General features: G+C 37.3%; 23 protein-coding genes. 19 read left to right on the top strand and 4 right to left on the bottom strand.

What is annotated here, in order from left to right:
- Positions 1 to 306 precede the first annotated feature (306 nt).
- Together cspE and dsrB are read left to right on the top strand one after the other, a co-directional pair.
- On the top strand, positions 307 to 519 hold the full coding sequence (cspE, locus tag ABN099_RS02970; RefSeq protein WP_004243573.1) for a transcription antiterminator/RNA stability regulator CspE: 213 nt from the start codon (positions 307 to 309) through the stop codon (positions 517 to 519).
- Positions 520 to 629: 110 nt separating this feature from the next.
- Complete coding sequence (gene dsrB / locus ABN099_RS02965; protein ID WP_349462202.1) at positions 630 to 824, top strand: protein DsrB; 195 nt, start codon at positions 630 to 632, stop codon at positions 822 to 824.
- A gap of 86 nt (positions 825 to 910) precedes the next feature.
- Here dsrB and ABN099_RS02960 read toward each other — a convergent pair whose 3' ends face one another.
- A complete protein-coding gene (locus ABN099_RS02960) occupies positions 911 to 1087 on the bottom strand; it encodes a hypothetical protein (protein WP_349462201.1) in 177 nt (58 codons plus the stop codon).
- Between the two features lie 105 nt (positions 1088 to 1192).
- Here ABN099_RS02960 and ABN099_RS02955 point away from each other — a divergent pair, with 105 nt between their 5' ends.
- From ABN099_RS02955 to ABN099_RS02880, 16 genes are all read left to right on the top strand, one after another.
- Positions 1193 to 1891: an MgtC family protein gene (locus ABN099_RS02955; protein ID WP_349462200.1), complete on the top strand. Its 699-nt coding sequence runs from the start codon at positions 1193 to 1195 to the stop codon at positions 1889 to 1891.
- 3669 nt (positions 1892 to 5560) lie between these two features.
- Positions 5561 to 5911 (top strand): flagellar transcriptional regulator FlhD, encoded by a 351-nt coding sequence (flhD, locus tag ABN099_RS02950; RefSeq protein ID WP_064720395.1) that lies wholly within the window; start codon positions 5561 to 5563, stop codon positions 5909 to 5911.
- A gap of 2 nt (positions 5912 to 5913) precedes the next feature.
- On the top strand, positions 5914 to 6495 hold the full coding sequence (gene flhC / locus ABN099_RS02945) for a flagellar transcriptional regulator FlhC (protein WP_349462199.1): 582 nt from the start codon (positions 5914 to 5916) through the stop codon (positions 6493 to 6495).
- Between the two features lie 134 nt (positions 6496 to 6629).
- Positions 6630 to 7523 carry a flagellar motor stator protein MotA gene (gene motA, locus ABN099_RS02940; protein ID WP_109406164.1) on the top strand — a complete coding sequence of 298 codons (894 nt, stop codon included), beginning with the start codon at positions 6630 to 6632 and terminating at the stop codon, positions 7521 to 7523.
- A gap of 2 nt (positions 7524 to 7525) precedes the next feature.
- Positions 7526 to 8575 carry a flagellar motor protein MotB gene (gene motB / locus ABN099_RS02935; RefSeq protein WP_349462198.1) on the top strand — a complete coding sequence of 350 codons (1050 nt, stop codon included), beginning with the start codon at positions 7526 to 7528 and terminating at the stop codon, positions 8573 to 8575.
- A 34-nt stretch (positions 8576 to 8609) separates the two neighbouring features.
- Entirely contained in the window at positions 8610 to 10805 is a 2196-nt protein-coding gene (gene cheA, locus ABN099_RS02930) for a chemotaxis protein CheA (protein WP_349462197.1), read from the top strand.
- 21 nt (positions 10806 to 10826) lie between these two features.
- Entirely contained in the window at positions 10827 to 11327 is a 501-nt protein-coding gene (gene cheW / locus ABN099_RS02925; protein ID WP_064720389.1) for a chemotaxis protein CheW, read from the top strand.
- A 395-nt stretch (positions 11328 to 11722) separates the two neighbouring features.
- Positions 11723 to 13438, top strand: coding sequence for a methyl-accepting chemotaxis protein (locus ABN099_RS02920; protein ID WP_349462196.1), 1716 nt, complete (start codon positions 11723 to 11725; stop codon positions 13436 to 13438).
- 59 nt (positions 13439 to 13497) lie between these two features.
- On the top strand, positions 13498 to 15132 hold the full coding sequence (locus ABN099_RS02915) for a methyl-accepting chemotaxis protein (protein WP_349462195.1): 1635 nt from the start codon (positions 13498 to 13500) through the stop codon (positions 15130 to 15132).
- A 19-nt stretch (positions 15133 to 15151) separates the two neighbouring features.
- A complete protein-coding gene (gene cheR, locus ABN099_RS02910) occupies positions 15152 to 16042 on the top strand; it encodes a protein-glutamate O-methyltransferase CheR (RefSeq protein ID WP_349462194.1) in 891 nt (296 codons plus the stop codon).
- Entirely contained in the window at positions 16035 to 17087 is a 1053-nt protein-coding gene (locus ABN099_RS02905) for a protein-glutamate methylesterase/protein-glutamine glutaminase (RefSeq protein WP_349462193.1), read from the top strand. The genes cheR and ABN099_RS02905 overlap by 8 nt, the downstream gene beginning before the upstream one ends.
- A gap of 59 nt (positions 17088 to 17146) precedes the next feature.
- Entirely contained in the window at positions 17147 to 17536 is a 390-nt protein-coding gene (gene cheY, locus ABN099_RS02900) for a chemotaxis response regulator CheY (protein WP_349462192.1), read from the top strand.
- Between the two features lie 9 nt (positions 17537 to 17545).
- On the top strand, positions 17546 to 18199 hold the full coding sequence (gene cheZ / locus ABN099_RS02895) for a protein phosphatase CheZ (protein ID WP_349462191.1): 654 nt from the start codon (positions 17546 to 17548) through the stop codon (positions 18197 to 18199).
- A gap of 392 nt (positions 18200 to 18591) precedes the next feature.
- The gene (gene flhB / locus ABN099_RS02890) at positions 18592 to 19740 is read left to right on the top strand and encodes a flagellar biosynthesis protein FlhB (protein WP_349462190.1); all 1149 of its coding nucleotides are present in this window, start codon (positions 18592 to 18594) and stop codon (positions 19738 to 19740) included.
- Positions 19733 to 21823 carry a flagellar biosynthesis protein FlhA gene (flhA, locus tag ABN099_RS02885; RefSeq protein ID WP_349462189.1) on the top strand — a complete coding sequence of 697 codons (2091 nt, stop codon included), beginning with the start codon at positions 19733 to 19735 and terminating at the stop codon, positions 21821 to 21823. The genes flhB and flhA overlap by 8 nt, the downstream gene beginning before the upstream one ends.
- Before the next feature lie 198 nt (positions 21824 to 22021).
- Positions 22022 to 23242, top strand: coding sequence for a filamentous hemagglutinin N-terminal domain-containing protein (locus tag ABN099_RS02880; RefSeq protein ID WP_349462188.1), 1221 nt, complete (start codon positions 22022 to 22024; stop codon positions 23240 to 23242).
- Positions 23243 to 23328: 86 nt separating this feature from the next.
- Here ABN099_RS02880 and ABN099_RS02875 read toward each other — a convergent pair whose 3' ends face one another.
- The 3 genes from ABN099_RS02875 to flgA form a co-directional block, all read right to left on the bottom strand.
- On the bottom strand, positions 23329 to 23769 hold the full coding sequence (locus tag ABN099_RS02875; RefSeq protein WP_349462187.1) for a flagella synthesis protein FlgN: 441 nt from the start codon (positions 23767 to 23769) through the stop codon (positions 23329 to 23331).
- A gap of 11 nt (positions 23770 to 23780) precedes the next feature.
- Entirely contained in the window at positions 23781 to 24080 is a 300-nt protein-coding gene (gene flgM, locus ABN099_RS02870; protein ID WP_349462186.1) for a flagellar biosynthesis anti-sigma factor FlgM, read from the bottom strand.
- A gap of 629 nt (positions 24081 to 24709) precedes the next feature.
- The gene (gene flgA, locus ABN099_RS02865) at positions 24710 to 25366 is read right to left on the bottom strand and encodes a flagellar basal body P-ring formation chaperone FlgA (protein ID WP_349462185.1); all 657 of its coding nucleotides are present in this window, start codon (positions 25364 to 25366) and stop codon (positions 24710 to 24712) included.
- A gap of 210 nt (positions 25367 to 25576) precedes the next feature.
- On the opposite strand from flgA, the gene flgB reads away from it, so the two are divergent.
- Positions 25577 to 25990, top strand: coding sequence for a flagellar basal body rod protein FlgB (flgB, locus tag ABN099_RS02860; RefSeq protein ID WP_349462184.1), 414 nt, complete (start codon positions 25577 to 25579; stop codon positions 25988 to 25990).

The raw sequence follows: 25990 nt of genomic DNA, 5'->3' as shown, positions 1-25990 counted from the left end.
AATAGATATAAAATATCAAATAAAGTTTATGTCCGATAACAAAAAGTGAGGATGATTTGTATTTTTAATGTGCAATTTGCATTTTTTTAATCTTCAAGAGCATAAAACTATTGCTATTAAGCTTTTCTCATGCGTTAATAAGTAAGGCCTTAATACAGACCTGATTTATGATTGACATTCTAAGTAAATGAGTTTTAAACAGCATCGCTTTTTGACCGTTTTCTTCATGTGTGCCCATAAGTTATAGGTGTTTCAGGCCAGTAGATGCCGAGAAGGCAACGTTTTATTGATATATAGGAAAGTCACATGTCTGACAAAATGAAAGGTCAAGTTAAGTGGTTCAACGAGTCTAAAGGCTTTGGTTTTATTACTCCAGCAGACGGAAGCAAAGACGTATTCGTTCACTTTTCTGCCATTCAAGGTAACGGTTTCAAAACTCTGGCAGAAGGCCAGAACGTTGAATTCACAATTGAAAACGGTGCAAAAGGTCCAGCTGCTGCTAACGTAACAGCTCTGTAATTTAAAGCCTTTTAAAAATTTTCTTCAAGCCTGTCACCTAACGGTGGCAGGCTTTTTCTTTATGGGTAGAATAAAGGAAAAGAGAATGATAATTCTTATCAGGAGAGAAAATGCAAATTAATGATCAAGTTATAGTGAAAACGGATGGTATTGAAGATCGTCAAGGAACTATTGTATTAATTGAAGAATTTAATGAAGGTACAATGTATCTCATATCATTACCTGAATACCCAAAAGGTATTTGGTTTTTTAATGAAAAAGAGGGCGATGACGGTATTTTTGTTCGTCCTATACAGCAAAAGTAATTTGTTTAGGTAACGTTCATTTACATATTGAAATGAACTCCCTATACTTTCGGCAAATTTCAGTTAGGAGAAAACAGATTGGACAATCAAAGTGGTAGGTTAATTCTAAAAAATAGGTAAGCTGTTTTCTCTGCTAAAAACTGCTTACCAATTCTGGTGGGCAGTGTGTACTTTCTACTATTTTCTATACACTCACCCAAATTTTTATCTCCCCATTGCTGACACAGTAAGTGGTGAATGTATGTGCTATGTTTTTTTCTCATTATTTCCTCCTCCTAGATCTGATTACTGATTTTCAATTGCTATTTATCAGTACAGCATTGTGCATCTGCACAAAATATTGGCCATTATTTATGGAGGAAATTTCCATGGCTATTACTCCTTATGTTTTAAATTTAATTATTGCAATGTGCCTTGGTGCGTTAATTGGTGCGGAACGCCAATGGCGACAAAGAATGGCGGGATTAAGAACCAATGCGTTAGTTGCAACTGGCGCCGCTGTTTTTATTTTAAGTTCGATAGAAACTTCTCCCGATAGTCCGGGTAGGATCGCTGCACAAATTGTGTCTGGGATCGGTTTTTTAGGTGCCGGTGTAATAATGCGAGAAGGTATGAATATTCGCGGGCTGAATACGGCAGCTACACTTTGGTGTTCTGCGGGAATTGGTGTTCTTTGCGGATTAGGTTTATATCCATTGGCAACTATTGCGACACTTTTGATCCTTTGCGCTAATATTTTATTACGAGAAGCGGCACAACGGATTAATGCACAACCACCTCATCAAGCGACAGATATAGAGCAGCGTTATTCAATACGCATTATTTGTGATGCAGATGATGAAGTTTTAGTCAGAACGCTTATTTTACAAGCAATTAATGGATTGCATGTTAGATTACAATCATTAAGTAGTGCCGATACATTAATGCCATGTCAGCTAGAAGTTTGTGCTGAAGTGTTAGCAACGCCAGCCGAGCAAAAAGAGATAGAGGCGATAGTTTGTCGGATAAGTTTAGAAAAAAGTGTTAGTGCCATAAATTGGAAAATTGCGGCAGAACATCCAGCCTAGTGAATGTTGGCGTTATTCAATAACTCTAAATAGTTTTTTATCGGATAAAGCTGCTTATATTTAGTTATAAGCAGCTTTTTTTTATTACTACTCTATGGAAATATTTTCAATAGGTGATTAATTTATTTCTCATTTTCATAGCAGTAAAAAGTGAGATGAAATAAAAGAATAAGAATATTAGAAAAAGATATAAGAGAGATCATCTTAAAAAGATGCAATTAATTTTAAAAATAAGTTTACGAAATAACACTGATTACGTGTATTTACTAATGATTAAATAGGGAGATATTTTATATATGTAATTATTATCAATGTAACTATTGTTTGTGGTGAATAGTTTGTACTAAAAATTAGCGAAATATACCTATTTATGATGAGTAAAATATTCAAGATTTTTATCTGCATCCAATAACTGCATTATTTTTGTTTAAAACAAGAAAAGTTCGATATTTGTATTGTGGTTAACCCGTATATAAAAATAAATTGAAGCTTATAAATAGTAATTAGACGCACTTGATATAAGAAGGAATATTACATTCACTATTAGTGTGGTTTTATACTAATAATGATGAGCATCCTTTTTTTATTGAAAGCGCAATGAGGGAAGATTTGACTTGAAGGCAGTTATGTTATTTGACTATAAATTTTTGTACTTAAATGACGAGGTAGAACGACAATAACATGGAGTTTATAACTCATTTAACAAGGTCTCTATCGCTATGGTAGAAGGAAACGTCGTTATTAAGGTACTTAGTGCAGTATAGAATTTTGGCTTAATTTGAGTGCTTTGCGTTGATAATACTAGATTTTAAGTAAGTGACAAAATAATACTCTCAAATAATTTCAATGTATTTGGTGAAAAATCTAGCAAAATTTTCAAGCTTGATAAATTGATGTCTATTTTTTTAAGTAAAATTTCTAATTTAATAAAATAGAACCCTATTCTGGTAGGATGAGATCTAGCTCAAATAGCTAAATTTGTCTGCTAAAGTAAAGTTGATGAATGCTCGATTAACGTTGTTTCTAATTACTTATCATTAGAACACAAAAATCTTTTGAAAAACTATCAAATTATTTGTAAACGTTCTGTAGACTAAATGATATCAATAAGTAATTTTATAATGACACTGAAAAAATTATATCAATTCAATCTCTCTATAAAATGATAATTCCAAGCATAAGTTGGTTATATCCTTGTCAAGGATATAACTCTCTATTTTAGCAGAAGGAGAATTATCTGAGTGCGAAATAAATGTATCGTTATCATTCGTCTTGGAAATGAACATGGTTGTTATTGTATATTGTCTTTTTCAGATTTACATAAAAAGATAAACTTAAAAATGTGACAAGAAATCTAAAAAAATAGAATTCTATGGTAGAAATAAATCACGGTGATCCCGTAATTGTTAACTGGAAAACAAGGATGTAATAAAGGTAGAGGTTAAAACGATACTTCATATCCTTTGTATTCACGATGTGAATGATGACAATTTATTACGATAGATAAATGTTGTAACAATATTTTGTAAATTAGTTCCTTTACAAAAATCAATGCGGAAAAATTGCAGCTAAATTTATGGCATGAATTATTGCTATCTATGGTAACAAAATAAAGGATGTATAAATCCTAAAAACTACTGTTATCGAGGGGATTATTGTAATTAATGTCAACGCTAACCACTATATTACTCATTAAAAGAGTAATGAGCTTATATGATAATGGCATAAAATAAAAAAGTATTTAGATATATATTATCGGCTTTAATACTGCCTCGGTGCTTAATATAACAATCTCTCTTTTTTCAAAGTAGCAGCGTATTCTCTGGCTGCTATGAGACTTATCTTCCATGGGCACAAAAAGCACTGTAAAACCCGTTAGGATGTGCTAGATACGCCTAAAAGGTGAAGATCGCTGCTCCCGCGTTTAAAAGATTTATAAAAGAGTTTCATAGAAGAGAGGCTAAAAACGCTGGTTTTTTGACCTCGACTTTTATAGTGATAACTTGGGTTTTTTATAATTCACCATAAGTGCTATTAGAGTAGTCAATAAGACGTTATTTTGATCAGATTGTTTTCTTTTTGGTTTACTTTAAGAAAGTCTAATTATACAGATGTAAACCTTGGGGGGTGCTACTTATTTTTGGTAATATTATTTATCTAGTCTCATTAAACTCGTACTTATCTTAAAAAGAAAATGTATATTTCATCTCAATATTGTATAAATTAATCGCTTTAGAAAAGATATCTTTAAATTACTTTTCTGTTTAATTGAAATGATTATTTCATATTTCTTTTATCTCTATATGAAAAAAAGACTAATTTATAAAAATAACACGGCGGAATCTTATGGTTTTTTTATTATTTTCATATGGTCCTTTATGTTTTATCATTTTATTAAAATAAGAAATTGTAGTTTTATAAATAAAGTGATTGTATTTTTTAAGTTATAATCACTTTATTTTTCGTATCGATAAAATGGCTAAAATTTATAAATTAGTTATTTTTTGTTTATATTTTACTTAAACTAAATATTATATATTATCGATATTATAATTAATCGAGAGAATAAAGAGTTAGTTCTATATTATTATTTTAATTAAATGTATTTGCTGGAAATAATAATGATGATATAAAAATTAAAAATCCGGTATGATTATAAAACACACAGCGATTCATTAGAAATCCTTATTTATATGCTGACATTTTTTTCTAATGCTTAATTTATACCCAATAAAACGCCAATTAAGAGTCCTGTAATTTTCATGTTAAATTGTCACTTTGATAAATTAGATAAATTGCTTTATTTCATATTGAAACCTTTGTGAGATGATAATAAATATTCAAGGATTAGTGGTGTAAGATGCATAACTAAGAATTTAATTTTATATGACTTATATTACTAACTTAAATCAATAGAGTTGCATATCATTGAAAAACAACATTATTTTTTAATTATAAAAGTGTCTAGAAAAAGAGATAGTGAGAGATAATTAGATATGGGTATTTTTTGCTCAAATTGTAAATAAAAAGTGATCATTTCTAGTGGTTTAAGTAAACAGTGAAAAAAATAATATCTGTAGAAATATTTATTAAATTACGGTTGGTCGTTTAGACAAAGATGAGGAGGAGGTATAGCAATATATGTTACTGTGATCAAAAAAATCTATAATTGTGGATTTGTCAAATTTTTGTGCTGTATTTTTAAGTTTATAAGTTTAATAGATCGTATAAAATAAAAAATTATCATTAATATTTTAATTTGGGTAGATTAGCTTATTAATTTACACAAAGTTTTATTAGCATTATCACTTGAATAGTTAATGAACTAATTCCATAATAATGATTATCTTTTTGTGATGTGACTCACATAGTATTTAAATTAGACTACTTTATCCGTTGAATAACTTAATCGTTAAGGAGTAAAGTTGTCTCGTTAGGATTATTCTTAACGCGCTATATTGGCGAGCATTTAAAGTTTCCTTTTAATTTAAATGTTTTTTTCGCTACTTTTGAAAATGACCGTAACTAAGTAATACAAGGTAGTGTTACTACGAGTCATGTTCATTAAATGGGGCCTGGAGATTCAATATACTTTTATATTAATTTCCTCGGGATCTTGCTTTAAGGAAGATCCTCTTTGTTCAATATAATCGGACGGGATGTAAAGAGATGAGTACGGTTGAATTGCTTAAGCATATTTATGACATAAATTTATCGTATTTGCTTTTGGCGCAAAGGTTAATTAACCAAGAAAAGGCTTCAGCAATGTTTCGGCTTGGTATTAGTGATTCTATGGCTGATGCGTTAAAAGAGTTGACATTGCCTCAATTGGTTAAGTTGGCTGAAACAAACCAACTAATCTGTAATTTCCGGTTTGAAGACAGCGAAACAATAGAACAACTCACTAAAGAGTCTAGAGTGGATGACTTGCAGCAAATCCACACTGGCATTCTTCTTTCTTCTAATTTGTTTCGTCAATTAGCGGAACAAGATACATCTGCAACAAAGAAACGGGCATGACAATGAGTGAGAAAAGTATAGTCCGAGAGGCGAAAGATATTCGCTTAGCGATGGAATTAATCACCTTAGGTGCTCGCTTGCAAATGCTTGAAAGCGAAACTCAGCTCAGTCGGGGGCGTTTAATTAAATTATATAAAGAATTAAGAGGGAGCCCCCCTCCAAAAGGAATGTTACCTTTTTCTACTGATTGGTTTATGACATGGGAACAAAATATCCATTCTTCAATGTTCTACAATGCCTACCGTTTTTTACTAAAAAATGGTGGATGTGTTGGTGTTGAAGCGGTGGTTAAATCATATCGTTTATACCTAGAACAATGTCCTCCTGCCAAAAATGAAGATCCGATTTTAGCGTTAACAAGAGCATGGACATTAGTACGCTTTGTTGAAAGTGGTATGTTGCAACTTTCAGTTTGTACCAGATGTAATGGTTCATTTATTACACACGCACATCAGCCAGCTAGCAATTATGTTTGTAGTCTGTGCCAGCCACCTTCTCGCGCAATAAAAAAACGTAAACTTTCCGCCAATCCTGCCGATATTAACTTACAACTGTTGGATGGTCTTGAACAGTTTGCAATGTGATTCGAGATTGAAAGTTAAATACCAGGTTATAGAGTTCATTTTTCTATAACCTGAACCGCTTCTTCATCCCCTCCTATCTCTTGCTGCTATGTTCGCCATTCTCTCTATAACGAAATTAGCTAAAGGGATATCGCGTGTTAGTACTCTTAGGATATATCGTGGTTACTTGTGCTGTCCTCGGAGGGTATACCCTCGTCGGAGGTAGTTTAGGCGCATTATATCAACCCGCAGAGTTTTTAATCATTTTTGGTGCCGGCATCGGTGCATTTATTGTAGGTAACAACGGTCGCGCTATCGTATCGACGGTAAAAATTTTACCCAAGTTACTGCGCAGCACTAATTACAATAAAGCGATGTATATGGATTTAATGGCACTTATGTTTCGTTTGTTGTCCAAAGCACGCCAAAACGGCATGTTAGCGCTAGAGAGAGATATCGAAAACCCACAACAAAGTGATATTTTTTCACAATATCCTCGCATCATGAAAGATGCTTATATTCTCAATTTCATTACCGACTATATGCGTTTAATGGTCACTGGGAATATGAACCCCTATGAAATTGAGTCGTTGATGGATGAAGAAATTGCCACTTTCGAAGAAGAGAGTGAAGTTCCTGCATCTGGCTTATCTACTATGGGTGACTCATTACCAGCATTTGGTATCGTTGCGGCGGTAATGGGAGTTGTAAATGCTTTAGGTGCTGCTGATAGGCCTGCTGGAGAAATGGGTGCACTTATTGGTCACGCAATGGTGGGGACTTTTCTGGGTATCTTATTAGCTTATGGATTTATTTCACCACTCGCATCTCGAATCAGACAACGCTCCAGTCAACAAATGAAAATGATGGAGTGTATCAAAACAACCTTGTTATCTAGCATGAACGGATATGCACCACAGATAGCGGTTGAGTTTGGACGTAAAACCCTCTTTCTGGCAGACAGACCTTCATTTATTGAATTGGAAGAACATGTTCGTCAGGTACGGACACCGATGCAGGCAAATCCTGATGCAATGAAAGAAGAGTAACTATGAAGAGTAATTCACAGATAATCAGGGTTAAAAAGCGAGGGAGAAAACAGCATAACACTCATGGCGGCGCATGGAAGATAGCTTATGCTGACTTTATGACCGCAATGATGGCTTTCTTTTTGGTGATGTGGCTACTTTCTATCGCCAGCCCGCAAGAATTAACTCGTGTAGCAGAATATTTTCGTACACCGCTAAAAGTGGCAATTGAGAAAGGTCGATTTAGTGGTGATGCAACAAATCCTATTCCTGGTGGTGGGCGCGATCCTGTCTACAATGAAGGTGATATTTTGCCCAAAGGTCAGGAAGATAAACAGCTCAATGAAAAACAACAATTTCGTCGATTAAAAGACAATTTAGAGCAAGTCATTTTAAATGACCCTCGATTGAAAGATCTCAAACCGCATTTGCTGATCGATATGATGGATGAAGGATTACGTATTCAGATTATTGATAAAGAAAGCCGCCCAATGTTTAGGGTGGGTAGTGCCATAGTTGCGCCTTATATGAAGGATATTCTTACTGCTATAGCACCAATTCTTAATGATACGCCTTATAAAATTAGTCTATCAGGTCATACCGATGATATTCCTTATGCCAGTGGCGCGATGAAATATAGTAACTGGGAGTTATCAACAGATCGTGCAAATGCCTCTCGCCGAGAACTTATTGGTGCAGGTCTTAATGAGTGGAAAGTTTTACGAGTTGTTGGAATGGCATCAACAGTCCATTTAGTCAAAGAGGATGGTTTTGCTCCTGCAAACCGACGGATAACAATCTTGGTGTTAACTAAGCAGGCAGAACAAAAAATTGTACATGAGAATGAGCGGGTTGCACCGACAGTAAAAGAGGCATCAGAAGTTGAGTCTCTACTTTCAGGGCAAGAAACCCCACAAGAAAAAGTAGAAAACACACAGGCGGGATCGTCTGTGTCTTCTTCTGCATCTGAGCTTCCCGAATCAAAAAAGGAAAATGTTGAAACAGGAGTTTCTGGGGAAAGTTTGCCATCACAATCGACAAATATTACGACAAGACAGGGTGCAAACTCTTAATTGTTAGTAAGCGCGTAAAGGTGAATGAGTAACGATGGATATTACTGAGTTTTATCAAACATTTTTTGATGAAGCAGATGAGTTGTTAGCTGATATGGAACAGCATCTTCTGTTACTTGATCCGCAAAACCCGGATCAAGAACAGATGAATGCTATTTTCCGCAGTGCGCACTCCATAAAAGGAGGGGCCGCAACATTTGGCTTCGTTAAACTTCAGCAGACCACTCATGTGCTTGAAAACTTGCTCGACAGTGCAAGACGCCATGAGATGGCGCTCACCGACGACATTATTAACCTGTTTCTGGAAGCGAAAGATATTATGCAACAGCAATTGGATGCACATAAAAACTCACAAGAACCGGATGAGGAAACATTTAACTATATTTGTGAGAAGTTGCGTCAGTTGGCTCTCGATGTAAAAGATGAACAATCAGCACCTTCAGTCGAAATGGTCGCTGAGGCGACATCTTTAGTCGCAGATGCCCCACCTATTGATAGTTCAGTTCAATCACCAGAAGATGATAATGCCGAAACTAAAGACGTTGAAACCACTTCACAACGTGCGGCTGATGGTCATTTTTACCATCACATTATTTTGTCTGACCTTAAAGAGACTGATATTGATTTGATGCTTGATGAGTTAAAACATCTTGGTGAAGTTAGCCAAGCTGAAAAACAGCATCATGGACTTGAAGCAATATTAAAAACAACAGCAACTGAAGAAGATATTAGTGCTGTTTTATGTTTTGTGATTGAACCAGAACAGATCTCTTTTGGTCATTCTGAACCCAAAGAGAGTGTTGCTGATAATCATCAAGAAGCGTCTGTTGCAAAAGAAGATGCCGATGAAGTTACAACCGCAGATATTGTAGAAGAAAAAAGTGCAATGGTACCTGACGTTACTCAGCCTTCGACTACTGAAGTAAAAGCGCCTGTTAGTCCAGCACCTTCTACATCATCTATATCTTCAACGCCAACGACAGCGGCAAAAAGACCCGCAGCGGTAGCGACACCGAAAACAGAATCTACCAGTATTCGTGTTGCAGTAGAAAAAGTTGACCAGTTAATCAACTTAGTTGGTGAGTTAGTTATTACTCAATCTATGTTGGCACAACATAGTGATACGCTAGATCCATCTATTTATAGCGACTTATTAAGCTGTATTGCTCAGTTGCAGCGTAACTCAAGAGATTTACAAGAATCGGTTATGTCGATTCGTATGATGCCGATGGAATATGTCTTCAGTCGATTCCCTCGAGTTGTACGTGATGTTGCCGGTAAAATGAATAAAAAAGTTGAGCTAAATATGATTGGTAGCTCAACCGAACTCGATAAGAGCTTGATTGAAAAAATTATCGATCCACTGACTCACTTAGTTCGTAATAGCTTAGATCATGGTATTGAAATGCCCGCAGATCGTATTGCGGCAGGTAAACCTGAAGCAGGGCAGTTAACACTGTCAGCTGAACATCAAGGTGGCAATATCTGCATTGAAGTTACCGACGATGGCGCAGGATTAAATCGCGAACGTATTTTGAAAAAGGCGCTCTCTTCTGGGCTCTCTGTTTCAGAAAATATGAGCAACGAAGAAGTGGCAATGCTGATTTTTGCACCTGGTTTCTCTACGGCTGAAGTCGTCACTGATGTTTCAGGTCGTGGTGTGGGTATGGATGTGGTAAAACGAAATATCCAAGAAATGGGTGGTCAGATCCAAATCAGTTTTGAAGTAGGTAAAGGTACACGTATTCGTATTCTACTTCCGCTGACGTTAGCTATTTTGGATGGTATGTCTGTAAAAGTTCAGGATGAAGTCTTTATTTTACCACTAGGCACTGTTGTCAGCTCTTTACAACCTGAAGAGGATGATATTTATCCACTCGCGGGTGATGAAAAATTATTGCAAGTAAGGGGTGAATATTTACCGCTTATTGAACTACATCGTACTTTCAATATTGAAGGCGCTCAAACTGATATTACTCAAGCTATTGCCGTAATAGTGCAAAGTGCAGGACGTCGCTATGCATTATTAGTTGATAAATTAGTTGGACAGCATCAGGTTGTTGTTAAAAATATAGAAAGTAATTACCGAAAAGTTCCGGGTATTTCTGCGGCAACAATTATGGGTGATGGCAGTGTTGCTTTAATTCTTGATGTACCAGAATTACAACGTTTAAGTCATACACAAATGACAAAAAAGAAAAAGAATACAACTGCAAGTGCAGTCATTTAATAGTGAGGATAAAATAAGATTATGGCTTCGGAACATTTCGAGAAATTATCCGGTGAAACTGTTGGACAAGGATTTCTAATTTTTACGCTGGGCGACGAAGAATACGGAATTGATATTTTAAAAGTACAAGAAATTCGTGGATATGACCAAGTTACTCGTATTGCTAATGCACCAAGCTTTATTAAAGGGGTAACTAACTTACGGGGTGTTATTGTTCCGATAGTTGATCTACGTATTAAATTTTCACAAGAAAATGTGACTTATAATGACAATACCGTTGTAATTGTGGTTAACTTATTAAACCGTGTTGTGGGAATTGTTGTTGATGGCGTTTCAGATGTTCTTACGCTAAAGCCAGAGCAAATCTGCCCTGCGCCAGAGTTTGCAGTAACTATGTCAACCGAGTATTTAACCGGACTTGGTACTTTAGATGAAAGAATGCTTATTCTGGTTGATATTGAAAAGTTACTTAATAGCGAAGAAATGGAATTAGTTGATAGCGCAACAATCCAAGCTAAATAAATTTTATTTTTTAAAAATATATTTATTCTAATACTGTTCCGGTAGTTTTACCGGAATAGCTATTTCTGCTTGTTATATTTTATTATTAAGTGGAAATAAAAAAATTTAACTTAATTTATACTTAAGTGAAATTAGCGGTAAAAAAGAAATTTATAATTTCATTTAAGTTTTATTTCTTTGTTTATTAAATTAAGAGTACCAATCAATTATCTGTAGTATTTTTATTTTTACAAATATAACTATAAAGTTTTTTATGCTAATCATTTTAATATTGAACAATATTAACACCGTTTACTAATGGGGTAAAAACGGCACTAAGGCGAATGGAAATCTATAAAGTTTCTCTTAAGTCTGCCGATAACTTGCTCATACCATTTATTATAAAAAGGGAAACTATGTTTAGCCGAATGAAAATAGTGACTGGATTATTATCCATTCTTCTGTTGTTTGGTGTTTTGCAGTTTATATCAGGGGGAGTTTTTTACTCAAATATTGTAGAGACAAGAAATGACCTTGATAAAACACTGACAATACAAGATCAACGTGAGCGCCTAGATGAAACATGGGCTAACTTACTGCAAGCTCGTAATAATATTAACCGTGCTGCGATTAGCTATCTGCTACAAGATAGAGAGATGAAAGTTGATGAGTCATTATCAACGGATTATCTCACGGGTCTTGCACGTAAAAATATGGCGCGTGCCGATGAAAAATTCAAAGAGTTTGAAAAGAATATCACCGCTTTTGCTGTTCACTCAGAAGATGATGTTCGTGCCTTAAAGGGGCGCTTTATTGAATATTTCTCAGCATTGAATCAGTTGGAAATTCTGCTGCAAGATAAAAACTTGAAGGATTTTTTTGAACAACCAACGACGACATACCAAGATGGATTCTATAAAGAGTATCTCTCTTATGTGATGCGTAATGAAAAATTCAATGAAGAGTTAAATCTGGCATTAGAAGCTTCGCATCAGCGTACCGTTGCAACCATGATTGTATTAGCAATCATCGTTATCACCGCGTTAATTCTATGCTGGTTTGCGCTACGTAACGCATTGATTAGACCACTAAATACACTTTTATTAAGTATTAAAACCTTCTCTGAAGGTGATTTACGTCCAAATATTGAAGTAAAAGGACGTAACGAGATGAGCATGTTAGCGAGTGGATTAAAACACATGCAACAAGAGCTCATTCATACTGTTCGTGGTGTTTATCAGAGTACAGAAAATATTTATAACAGCACCAGTGAAATTGCTGCTGGAAATAATGATTTATCTGCACGTACTGAAGAGCAAGTTGCTTCATTAGAAGAGACTGCGGCAAGTATGGAACAGTTAACTGCAACCGTTAAACAGAACGCAGATAACGCTCGTCAAGCAAGTAATCTTGCAAATGATGCTTCAGATATCGCCCGTCAAGGCGGAAAAGTTGTTGCTAATGTGGTGCAAACTATGCACGACATAGCCGGAAGTTCTCAGAAAATCACCGATATCACCGCAGTGATTGATGGCATCGCATTCCAGACCAATATTTTGGCGTTGAATGCGGCTGTTGAAGCTGCGAGAGCTGGTGAGCATGGTCGCGGATTTGCGGTAGTTGCCGGTGAAGTTCGTAACCTTGCACAGAGAAGTGCAGAAGCTGCTAAAGAAATAAAAACACTGATTGAAGATTCTGTTAGTCGTACTGAAACTGGCTCTGTGCTAGTAGAAAGTGCGGGAGAAACCATGACACGCATTGTGGACTCTGTGACTCGTGTAACCGATATTATGGGGGAAATTGCCTCTGCATCGGATGAGCAAAGTCGAGGAATTTCACAAGTCGGTCTTGCTGTATCTGAGATGGATCGTGTCACTCAGCAAAATGCCTCTTTAGTAGAACAATCTGCAGCCGCTGCTGCTGGTCTTGAAGATCAAGCAGTTGCATTAACCCGCTTAGTTTCAATCTTCAAATTACCGGGTCAAGGTCAGGAAGAAGTCGTATTGCAAGAAAAAAAGGAATTGGATGCAACCCCTGTAGTTAAAGCCGCTGCTCCACTTATAAAACCAGGAACCTCAGAAAAGAAAAAGAGCAGCAGTGTTGAAGATCCCGCTAACTGGGAAACATTCTAACAACAACAAGTGGCTGACAAGCGGTGGCAATTTACCACCGCTTTAAACGAGGTGAAGGCATGTTTAGGTTTCGCAAATTAAAGATATCCACCAGTCTATATTTATTACTGATGATGTTTTGCGTTATGCAGGTGATTTCTAGTGGTGTTTCACTGGGAATAGTGCATTTGAATAACAATCAAATCACCAGAATAGATTTAGATACCTCCAAGCGAGATGAATTAGGATTAAGTTGGGCATCTTTGATACAGACCCGCAATGCGATTAATCGCGTTGCTATTGCAATGAAAACTGAACAGTCAACAGATTATATTCAATCTATTGAATCAATAGCATTATCACGCTTGGAAACGGCGAATACCCATTTTCAAAATTTCTTGGCTGATATTAATAAAGAGGCAATACCTACAGAAGAGAAAGAGATAACTGATTCGGTAAAAAGTGATTATCAAGCTTTATATGGTGCATTAAAAGAGTTACATCGAATGCTGAAAAGTGGTGACTTCCAAGGTTATTTAGATCAACCAACAGAACGTTATCAAACAGCAATGGAAAATTCATTTAATACCTATATGAATTATGTACAAAATGAAATCACTGACTCTATTGAACAAGGACATCAGTCTTATTCTATCGCTATTTTGATGTTTATCGGTGCAATAGCGATGGTTATTGTGGTGTCAATTGCTGCTCATCGTTGGCTAAATTTTAATATCATTAAGCCTTTTGGTAGTTTGAGTCATTATTTTAACGATGTGGCGACAGGTAAATTGAATCGTGAAATTCTCGTTTTTACTGACGATGAAATTGGTGACGTGTTTCGCAAACTACGAGATATGCGTGGCAAACTTGCACACTCTATTCGTATTGTGCGTGACAACAGTCATGCAATGCACTCGGGTATTCAGGAAATTTCTAGAGGAAATACCGATCTCTCTTCTCGCACCGAGCAACAAGCTGCTTCTTTGGAAGAGACTGCGGCAAGTATGGAGCAGTTAACAGCAACAGTGAAGCAGAATGCGGATAACGCTTTGCAGGCAAGTAAGCTTGCGGAGTCTGCATCTGAAACAGCGGTACGTGGTGGTGAAATCACTCATAGTGTCGTTGAAACCATGGATGCGATTACACAAAGTTCTCAAAAGATAGGGGCTATTATCAGTGTGATTGATGGTATTGCGTTCCAAACCAATATTTTAGCGCTTAACGCAGCAGTTGAAGCTGCGCGTGCTGGTGAACAAGGGCGTGGATTCTCGGTTGTTGCAGGAGAAGTTCGTAACCTTGCCCAGCGTAGTGCTGACGCTGCAAAAGAAATTAAGTTATTGATTGATGAATCTGTTTTACGTGTATCCCAAGGTTCTCAGTTAGTCAATAATGCAGGGCAAACAATGGAGGAACTCGTTACATCAGTAAATAAAGTCACTGAATTAATGGCAGAAATCGCCTCAGCTTCTGATGAACAGAGCCGAGGTATTCACCAAGTCGCTGATGCAGTCAGTCAGATGGATCAGGTGACACAGCAAAACGCTGCACTGGTGGAGCAATCAGCATCTGCTGCCGCAGCATTAGAAGATCAGGCTAATAACCTTGTTAATGCTGTATCGGCATTCGAGTTGCCTGAACCGGATGAGAATGAATCGTCTCAATTCCAAGAAGGTAATGGGTTGAAAAAAGCAGATAAAAAATCATTTTTTTAAAAAGACCCATTAAAAAATAATGAAACGTAATGTTACTGAAGTCTTATCAGATATCGCTGCTCAACCGTTAGACATCTTTGCCCAACGGTTCATGTTGTCCGATGATCAGTTTCAATCTATATGCCATTTGATTTATCAAAAGGCAGGTATTGTGCTGACTAACAACAAAAGGGAGATGGTTTATAACCGTCTCACTAGGAGGTTACGTGAATTACGGATGAATAACTTTGGTGACTATCTTGCGTTTCTTAAAAGTGATATACGCAACCCTGAATGGCAAGAGTTTATTAATGCATTAACGACTAATCTCACTGCATTTTTCAGGGAAGCGCATCATTTTCCTATTTTGGCAAAACATGCCAAAAAAAGGGCAGGAGGAGTCTACCGAGTATGGTGTGCAGCTGCATCTACTGGAGAAGAGCCTTATTCAATAGCGATGACTTTACGCGATGTTTTTGGGAACAATCCCTATAAAACAAAAATTATTGCCAGCGATATCGATACTAATGTGTTGGATAAAGCCCGTAAAGGCGTTTACCGACTGGAAGAGCTTAAAACATTAAATGAGGAATATTTGAAAAAATATTTTCTCAAAGGTGTCGGCGATTTTGAAGGGTACGTGAAAATTAGACAACAAATCAGCGAGATGGTCTCTTTTCAGTATTTGAATCTACTCGACAGGCAATGGAATTTAGAAGGTGGTTTTGATGCGATATTTTGTCGTAATGTGATGATTTATTTTGATAAAGAAACACAGCAAAGCTTACTTAGCCGTTTTATTCCATTACTTAAGCCAGATGGGATGCTATTTGTAGGGCATTCTGAAAATGTAAGCCAGCTTAGCAAGGAATTCTACTTGCATGGGCATACCGTTTACGGGCTGACACCAGCAAGGAGAGGTTATGAATAAAATAACGGTACTCTGTGTTGATGATTCGGCGTTAATGCGTCAAATCATGCGAGAAATAATCAATAGTCACAGTGATATGGAGGTCGTTGACTGTGCTCCAGATCCGATTGTTGCACGTGACTTGATAAAAAAGTACAACCCTCAGGTATTAACGCTAGACGTTGAAATGCCGCGAATGGATGGTATTGATTTCTTGGAAAAACTGATGCGGTTAAGGCCGATGCCTGTAGTGATGGTTTCATCATTAACCGCAAAAGGTTCAGAGGTGACGCTAAAAGCATTAGAGCTGGGTGCAGTTGACTTTGTGACTAAGCCACAATTAGGTCTGCGTGAAGGTATGCTGGCTTATAGTGAATTAATTGCGGAGAAAATTCGTGCAGCAGCTCAAGCGAGGATTAGTCGCCGTGAAGTAAAAGCCCCGCCTTCTAAGGCAATATCATTTACTCCAATGATATCAAGTGAAAAGTTGATTGCAGTGGGTGCTTCAACAGGTGGAACAGAGGCAATTCGTAACTTTTTAGAGCCATTACCTATTACGAGCCCTGCGGTATTAATTACCCAACATATGCCAGCAGGGTTTACACACTCATTTGCAGAACGACTCAATCGTTTATGTCAGATAAGTGTAAAAGAAGCAGAAGATGGCGAGCGCGTATTACCTGGTCATGCTTATATTGCACCGGGTGATTTCCATATGGAACTTCGTCGTAATGGTGCTAATTACCAGATCCATATTAATAAAGAACCCGCGGTTAATCGCCACCGTCCTTCGGTTGATGTGCTGTTTAGATCGGTTGCGAAATATGCAGGGCGTAATGCCATTGGCGTTATTCTAACAGGGATGGGAAGTGATGGCGCGGCGGGATTATTAGAGATGCGTCGTGCAGGTAGCTACACCTTTGCGCAAGATGAAGCGAGTTGCGTCGTCTTTGGCATGCCTCGTGCTGCGGTTGAACTGGGCGCGGTTGATGAGGTGAAAAGTATAAATGCAATGAGCAAAGCGGTACTGATGAAAATCAGTAGTACGCAATCATTGCGCATCTGATTAAGTTCAGTTTAAAAAGCAATACAATAATTTGCCGATATATTTTGAAGGAGTTTTCAATGGCAAGTAAGGATCTGAAATTTTTAGTGGTTGATGATTTTTCAACAATGCGCCGTATAGTTCGTAATTTACTAAAGGAATTAGGTTTTACGAATGTAGATGAAGCAGAAGATGGTGCTGATGCGTTAGCCAAATTACGCAATTCGAAAATCGATTTCGTTATAACAGACTGGAACATGCCAAATATGGATGGTCTAGAGCTTCTGAAAAATATTCGTAGCGATGCAGGATTAACGGCAACACCTGTACTTATGGTCACCGCCGAAGCTAAAAAAGAAAATATCATTGCAGCTGCACAAGCGGGTGCAAGTGGGTATGTTGTTAAACCTTTTACAGCAGCAATTCTTGAAGAAAAACTAAATAAAATTTTTGAAAAACTGGGCATCTAAGGAGTCGCAATGAGTGGGAATCCAATTATGCCGAAAGATAATATCGATAATACATCAGATATAATCAGCCGGATCGGACAATTGACGCGGATGTTACGCGACAGTTTGCGAGAATTAGGATTGGATAAAGCAATAGCCGAAGCAGCAGAAGCCATCCCTGACGCTAGGGAAAGATTGGACTATGTTGCTCAAATGACCGCTCAGGCAGCTGAGCGTACATTGAACTGTGTTGAAGCTGCGCAACCTAAACAGGATGCGTTAAGTGCCGATGCAAGTAAGCTCACTGAACGTTGGGACCATTGGTTCGAGCAACCAGAAGAGCTGAAAGATGTACGCTCGCTTGTCACAGATACCCGCAATTATTTGCGGGATATCCCTGAGAGTACGGCTTTTACAAACAGTCAATTGTTGGAAATCATGATGGCGCAGGATTTTCAGGATCTGACAGGACAGGTAATTAAACGCATGATGAGTGTTGTTCAAGAAATTGAAAAACAACTTGTTATGGTATTAATGGAGAACTTGCCACCAGAGCAACTTGAAAAAAATGTGAAGAAAGAAACAGACTCTTTATTAAATGGTCCACAAGTAAATAAAAACAATGCTGGTGTGATCAAAAATCAAGATCAGGTTGATGATTTACTAGAAAGTCTGGGTTTCTAATCTATTGATGAGTTGTAGGGCGATATGGATGTTATTAATATGCAGGACGCATTCGCTCTATACTCTGCACATTTAGGATTGTTTATTTTATGGATAAAAAACAGCTCAATAAAACTTTAATAGAGCACTCTATTGAGGAAAATGTAAGCCGCTTTCTTAAGCGGCTTCTGAGTAAAATCTTCTGATTTAGCTTACTTGTCGAGTCGAGCGATAACCTACTTTTATTTGCACACGTTTTTCGTGTGACCGCCATTATATTTTCTTTTCTTACCTCATAGCCTAAAAAGCCCCGTAAATTTGTGATTGTTCCACCCATCAATTTTTGCTTAATTTGTCATGCTTAGAGTCATTTCATTGAGACTTTTAAACTCATTATCTAAATCGGACTGACTGTGGCTGAAGATAGCGATCTCGAAAAAACAGAGGAACCCACACCCCATAAAAGGGAAAAAGCTAAAAAGGATGGACAAATTGTTCGTTCTAAAGAGCTTTCATCCGTCATGATGATCTTAGGTGGTGTTAGTTTATTGTGGATGAGCGGTGGGTTTATTACTCACGGGCTACATGCCATGTTAACGCAAGGGTTTACTTTTAATCATCATCTTATTGGTAATGAAAACCAACTCATTCCGCGCTTTGGTAGTTTGATAAAACAGGCGGTATTTGCACTGTCACCCGTTTTCTTAGGGTTAGTCTTAGTGGCAATAGGGGGTTCAGCACTATTAGGTGGCATTAATTTTAGTAGTAAATCAATTAAGTTCGATCCTAAAAAGTGGAATCCTATTTCTGGGCTAAAGCGTATTTTTTCTATGAATGCGTTAGCTGAATTATTTAAAGCAATATTAAAATCCCTTTTTGTTGGATTAGCGGCTTATATTTTTTTGTGGCACAACTGGAACGATATCCTTCATTTGATCACGCTGCCGCCATTAAGTGCACTTGCTAATGCGATGCAGCTGCTGATTTTTGCCGTCTATATTGCCGTTTTTATGCTAATACCGATGGTCGCGTTTGATATTATTTTTCAAATTCGTAGTCATTTGAAAAAGTTAAAAATGACGCGTCAAGAAATTAAAGATGAATTTAAGCAGCAAGAGGGTGATCCACAACTTAAAGCACGTATTCGTCAGCAACAACATGCAATGTCTCGTCGCAGAATGATGGCGGATGTGCCTAAAGCAGATGTTATTGTCACCAACCCAACACACTACGCCGTTGCTTTACAATATAACGACAAAATGACCGCACCCAAAGTATTAGCGAAAGGTGCTGGTGCTATTGCGTTAAAAATTAAAGAAATTGGCGCTGAAAATCGAATTCCGCTTCTGGAAGCACCTCCGCTTGCCAGGGCATTATATCGTCATAGTGAGATTGGTCATGTTATACCAGCAACGCTTTATGCCGCGGTTGCTGAAGTATTAGCATGGGTTTATCAACTAAAACGATGGAAAACCGAAGGTGGTTTAAAACCTAAACAACCTATGAACTTGCCAGTGCCTCCCGCACTGGACTTTGCTGGAGAAGATAATCGTCATGGCTAATTTGGCCTCATTACTCCGCTTGCCGGGAAATTGGAAAAGTTCTCAGTGGCAGATACTGGCAGGGCCAGTGCTTATCTTGATGATACTGTCAATGATGGTATTGCCATTGCCACCTTTTCTATTGGATCTCTTATTTACCTTTAATATTGCACTTTCTATTATGGTGCTGTTGGTGGCGATGTTCACTCGGCGCACATTAGATTTTGCTGCTTTTCCAACGATTTTGTTATTTACAACGTTATTGCGTTTGTCCCTAAACGTTGCTTCTACTCGTATTATCTTAATGGATGGTCACACGGGATCTGCTGCTGCGGGTCGTGTGGTTGAAGCTTTTGGACACTTCCTTGTTGGCGGCAACTTTGCCATTGGTATTGTGGTCTTTATTATCCTTGTATTGATTAACTTTATGGTTATCACCAAGGGTGCGGGACGTATTGCTGAGGTTGGTGCGCGTTTCGTGTTAGACGGAATGCCGGGTAAACAGATGGCAATTGATGCCGACTTAAATGCCGGTATTATTAACGAAGAAGAAGCCAAAAAACGTCGTAAAGAAGTCTCTCTTGAGTCCGACTTCTACGGTTCAATGGATGGTGCGAGTAAGTTCGTTCGTGGTGATGCTATCGCAGGATTGATGATCCTCGTCATCAACGTTATAGGTGGTTTAATTGTTGGTGTTGCTCAACACAATATGCCACTAAACGATGCTGCAAGTACTTATACCCTATTAACCATTGGTGATGGTCTGGTTGCTCAAATTCCAGCGTTAATCATTTCAACCGCGGCGGGTGTTATCGTAACGCGTGTTGCGACGGATGAAGACGTTGGTCAGCAAATGGTTACTCAGCTATTTGATAATCCTCGCGTATTACTATTAACTGCTGCTGTATTAGGGTTAATTGGTTTAGTACCAGGAATGCCAAACTTTGTTTTCTTAGTTTTTACTGCTGCATTAGCTGGACTCGGTTGGTATATCTTGCGTCGTGATGCAAACCCTGAAGTACAACAACAAAAAGAGATGGAGCAAGTTGAAAAGCAAAATCGTGTTGTTGAGGCATCATGGGAAGATGTGCAATTAGAAGATCCACTGGCAATGGAAGTCGGCTATCGTTTAATTCCGATGGTAGATAACAAACAAAATGGTGAACTTCTCGGTCGTATTAGTGGTATTCGTAAAAAGTTTGCCCAAGAAACTGGCTACTTACCGCCTGTGGTGCACATTCGTGACAATATGGAATTAAGACCTTCGGCATATCGCATTCTAATGAAAGGGGTAGAGATTGGTCACGGTGAAGCACATCCAGGTCGTTGGCTTGCGATAAATCCAGGTAATGCTGTTGGTTCATTAGAGGGTGATATTACTCAAGAGCCCGCATTTGGTTTACCTGCGGTATGGATTGATGACAGTTTAAGAGAGCAAGCGCAAGTTCAGGGTTATACCGTTGTTGCTGCCAGTACAGTGATTGCAACGCACTTTAACCACGCACTAACCAAATACGCATCAGAACTGTTTGGTCGCCAAGAAGCACAAATGTTGTTTGACAGGGTAAGTAAAGAGCTGCCTAAAATGACAGAAAATATGATCCCCGATATGCTCTCTCTTACCGTATTGCACAAGGTATTGCAGAATTTACTTTCTGAACAAGTGCCTATTCGTGATATGAGAACCATATTAGAAGCACTAGCTGAACATGCACCAGAACAGAAAGATCCTGCTGAATTAACGGCGGTAGTTCGTGTTGCACTGCGTCGTGCCATTACTCAGCATTGGTTTGGTGAGCAAGATGAAGTTCAGGTTATTGGCTTAGATGCTGGCTTAGAGCGCTTATTATTACAAGCAATGCAAAGTGGCGGTGGATTAGAGCCGGGACTTGCGGAGAATATAGAGCAACAAGCGGCAGATGCAGTACGACACCAAGAGATGTCGGGTGGTGCGCCAGTATTATTAGTTAATCATGCCTTACGCTCACTATTATCGCGCTTCTTACGCCGCAGTTTACCTGAGCTAGCCGTATTATCTAATATGGAAATCAGTGAAGGACGTCGTATTCGCATGACATCAATGATTGGTGGTCAGCCTAACTAATAGTGATGTTTCAAAATTATAACTAATAAAAAGCCACTTAATTTTGAACTGACCCCAGTTCAAATTAGACAAGTGGCTTTTTTATATCATTCTGTTTTATCAAAAAAACAGATAAGCTTATTTAGATAAAATGTTTTATTCATAATATCTTGTGCAATTAATTTAATTAATACTGCTTTTTTTATAAGAGGCTTATTAATGAAAGTTAACAAACTATTTTTTGCATCTTCAGTCCTATTCTTTTCGCAAACAGTATTAGCCGATGAAAAGGCGCTTATTAGTAAAGATGAGTATTTATCCAAGGCACTTTCTATCAATTACCAAGATGGTAAAGCGATTATTGATATAGAAAAGTCAGATATTAGAGGGATTTCTCATAACTATTACACAAAATTCAATGTTGATAAACAAGGTGCTGTATTTAACAACCCATCTGATTCACATGTAACAACCATTATTAATGAAGTGTTATCACAGACTGAAAGTCATTTAGAGGGTGAGTTATCAGTAGACGGTCAACGTGTAAATATGGTAATAGCTAATCCTAATGGTATTACTTGTTCGAATTGTAATTTTAATAACATAGAGAAACTGACATTAATAACGGGTTTTACTAGTCGAAGTGAGCCTAAGGGCTTCTTTTTAATGGACCAATCAAAAATCACATTAAAAACAGATAATGATTTGATTTATAAGGATATTGTTATCATTTCCAACAGTGTTCAATTTAAAGGTAGAGGTAATCTTAATGCGAATAAGATGCAAATTATCAGTGATGAGTTAAGGCATAGTTTATACGATGGTTATATATCTAAAAATAAAGGGAATTATAATGGCACGGTTTCAGTTGGAAAAAACACCACTTTAAATGTAAATGACTTTTCATTTTCATCAAATAAAACTGACTTTATTAATCGTGGAGTTATTAACGTTGGTGTTTTAAATGTACACTCTAATGCTAAATTTAAAAATTTCAAAGAAGTCAATATACTTAATAGCCGTATATTACCTTTATTAACTATGTTTGATATTAAAGAACAATATCAGATTAATTTACATTCTAACTCTAATATAAAGTCAACCCTTTTCTCTAACAATAAATCATCAAAATTAACGGTATATAAAACGAATTTGAATATTGATATTCCTGATGAAAGCTTAATTAACAAAGGGGATCTTCGTTTCGAACATACAAATTTAGATATTAAATCAAAAAATTACTTTCAAAAGAGTAATGCTAATTTAATTAATATTTACTCAGCAATAAGATTGATAAATAATGATGTCATTGATATTGATGGGGGGATTTATTCTATTAATAATGATGATGACGATAAAATTAAAATATTACAAGGTAAGAAGATAAATATTAAAAATGAAAATAAAGAGAAAATAATTATTGAAAATTTGAATTTATAATACAATTTACTCTCTGATTTAGTTATTACATACTATAACGCCATCAATAGTGATGGCGTTATACGTCTGCATTCTAACAGGATTAACTACACTTGAATTTTACGACCGGCTAGTAGTGAACGCTGTGCTTGACCATCAGACCCATAAAGAGAAGGGCTGTGGTTCTTCTGCAAAAAACGGATAGTGTCACTATTGCGCGAAATATGTCGTTCTAATAATAGCCCGTTATGATGATTAAGACTTTTTAACTCCGCCGTAATATCCATAATTTGCGACCACAAATCAGATAAAAAAGGCTGACCATGATAAGGCTTATCAATACCTGCTTGTTGGCTTTGCGCATGGCGTTGCTGGTCGGTATGACCAAGAGCCGACAAGACAAAATTCTTCTGTTCAGTTATCTCATGAAGTGCGCTGATATCAATGCTACCTGCACATAATAACTGCTGCTCAGAGCGTAAAATACCAGCGATAGTATTTAGCTGAGATAATTGAAGATCTAAGGTCTGGCGAAGTTCTTCCATCATAATCTTTAATGTTATTTAGTTATGCTTTCAGCTGCTTCACGAAAGAGTGCATCCGCGATTTTGCCGCTGTCCATGGTTAATGTTCCGTTGGCAATTGCTTCTTTTAAACGAGCAACTTTCTCAACGTTAATATCTTTATTACCAGGCTGAACAAGTTTCTTTTGCGCTTCACTTAATTTTACGGAAGTATCACCCGTCGTCGCTTTTTGTTCAGAAGTTCCTGATTTACGTGTTCCTTGCGCACCTTCGTTCAGGTTGCGTTGGGAAACTGCATTAATTGGAAGCAGTGGATTTGTGCGTTCAATACTCATAGGAAAATCCTTTGTTAGGCATCAATAAATAGTCAGATGAAGCCATTGTAAACAACCTATGTGTTTTCGCCTATCATCTTACTTCTTTTATCGGCTATAAAATCAGAAACTTTAATCTTACTCGTCTTACTCGTCATACTTTAAGCTGTAGCGTTGTTAGCTACATTCATTCACACTAGTCACACTACTCGTCATACTTCAAGCCGTAGCGTTGTTGACCGCATTCACTCACACTAGTCACATACTTATGTATGCTCCTAGCGATTCGTTCATTTGTCGCCTAGCTACAACTTGAATTATTTAGAGTATCTATATTCGATGCTTTAAATTGTTGTCTAACTACAGCTTAAATTATTTAGAGTATTTACTCGTGATGCTTTAAATTTCCGCCTAGCTACAACTCGAATTATTTAGAGTATTTACTCGTGATGCTTTAAATTTCCGCCTAGCTACAACTTAAATTATTTAGAGTATCTATATTCGATGCTTTAAATTGTTGTCTAACTACAGCTTAAATTATTTAGAGTAAAAAAATGTAACGTAAGAGAGTTTACCTTGGCTTGCCATAACTGAAACGGCTAACAAGCAATTCAATATAGGCTTATTCTACTTATCAGCTTTTCCATCTATTAAAGTGGGATGCGTACAGAGCCATTTTCAAGGGCTTCGCCGGTGACGATTTGACCCGATTTTACTCTCACTCGAATGGTTTCATTGGCAACCGCGTTGTTGACCGCTTTACCTTCATAACGAATTTGAAAGTGAGGCCCTTGGGCAAAAACAGTTACGGTTTGACCTGCCAATATTGCCCATGGGCGTCGAACCATGGTTGAGGTTATCGGTTTTCCAGCGGATATCTGTCGCATAGCTATCGCATTTTTAAGAAAAAGCGGGTCACGCAACACATCATAAGGCAACTTTTCTAAATCACCCTCAGCTGTATTAATAGATTCAGGGCTTAACGCATCATCGCGATTAATATCTGTTTTTGCTATTAAATATGATCCACTGACACTGACATTCACCTGAATAAAACGTCGTTGGTTATCACATAAAATAGGTATCGAAAGTTTACCCCAATTACGAGAACCTGCATGACGCTGTATCTCTTGTGTTTGACATGTCGGTAACTTCTCTTCAGGCGTTAGCACAGTGACAGTTACTTTATCGCCGGGCTGATGCAGGGCAACAAAAAAGTCTTGCAGTTCTTCAGGCAGTGATTTAGCAACACTTACATTCACCATAAAGAAAAAAGAAAAAAGACCGATAAGAGTTCTAACTGACATTGTTTGTCACCTTACTGAGTTTGTAAGCTAATTATGTATTCATATCTATTTAGCAGGGATAGTGTACATCGTCTTAACACGCCTTAAACGCATAAATAGCAATCCAATTTACGCCTATTCCTCCAATCATCTTTTTTTTGAGCGTTTATTCTGTCAACTGAAATTGTTTTATCAGCTGAGGTAAGTGGCATTCGCCACCAAGGATAGAGGATGCTCGATAAATTAGAGAATACGTTTCATTTTCAACAAGAAGCGCTCTCAATACGCAATCAACGTCAAGAGATTTTAGCGTCAAATATCGCCAATGCAGACACCCCAGGCTTTCAAGCTAGGGATATTGACTTTGCCTCTGAGTTGAAAAAAACCATGGAAAATGGTCGTGCAGGTGTCAATGGCATTCAATTGACCATGACTTCTGAAAGACATATTCCAATTAAACCGAGTCATCGCTTAGAAGCTGACTTGCTATATCGCGTTCCTCATCAAACAGCGATGGATGGCAATACGGTGGATATGGATATGGAACGTAGTAATTTTGCAGATAATAGCCTTAAGTATCAGGCTGATGTGACATTTATTAACGCCCAAGTTAAAAGCATGATGTCTGTATTGCAACAAGGATAA

The sequence above is a fragment of the Proteus hauseri genome (genome assembly GCF_040139125.1).
GTDB lineage: Bacteria > Pseudomonadota > Gammaproteobacteria > Enterobacterales > Enterobacteriaceae > Proteus > Proteus hauseri_B.
Note: the sequence above shows the minus strand (reverse complement) of the source record. Positions and strands in the feature narration are given on the sequence as shown.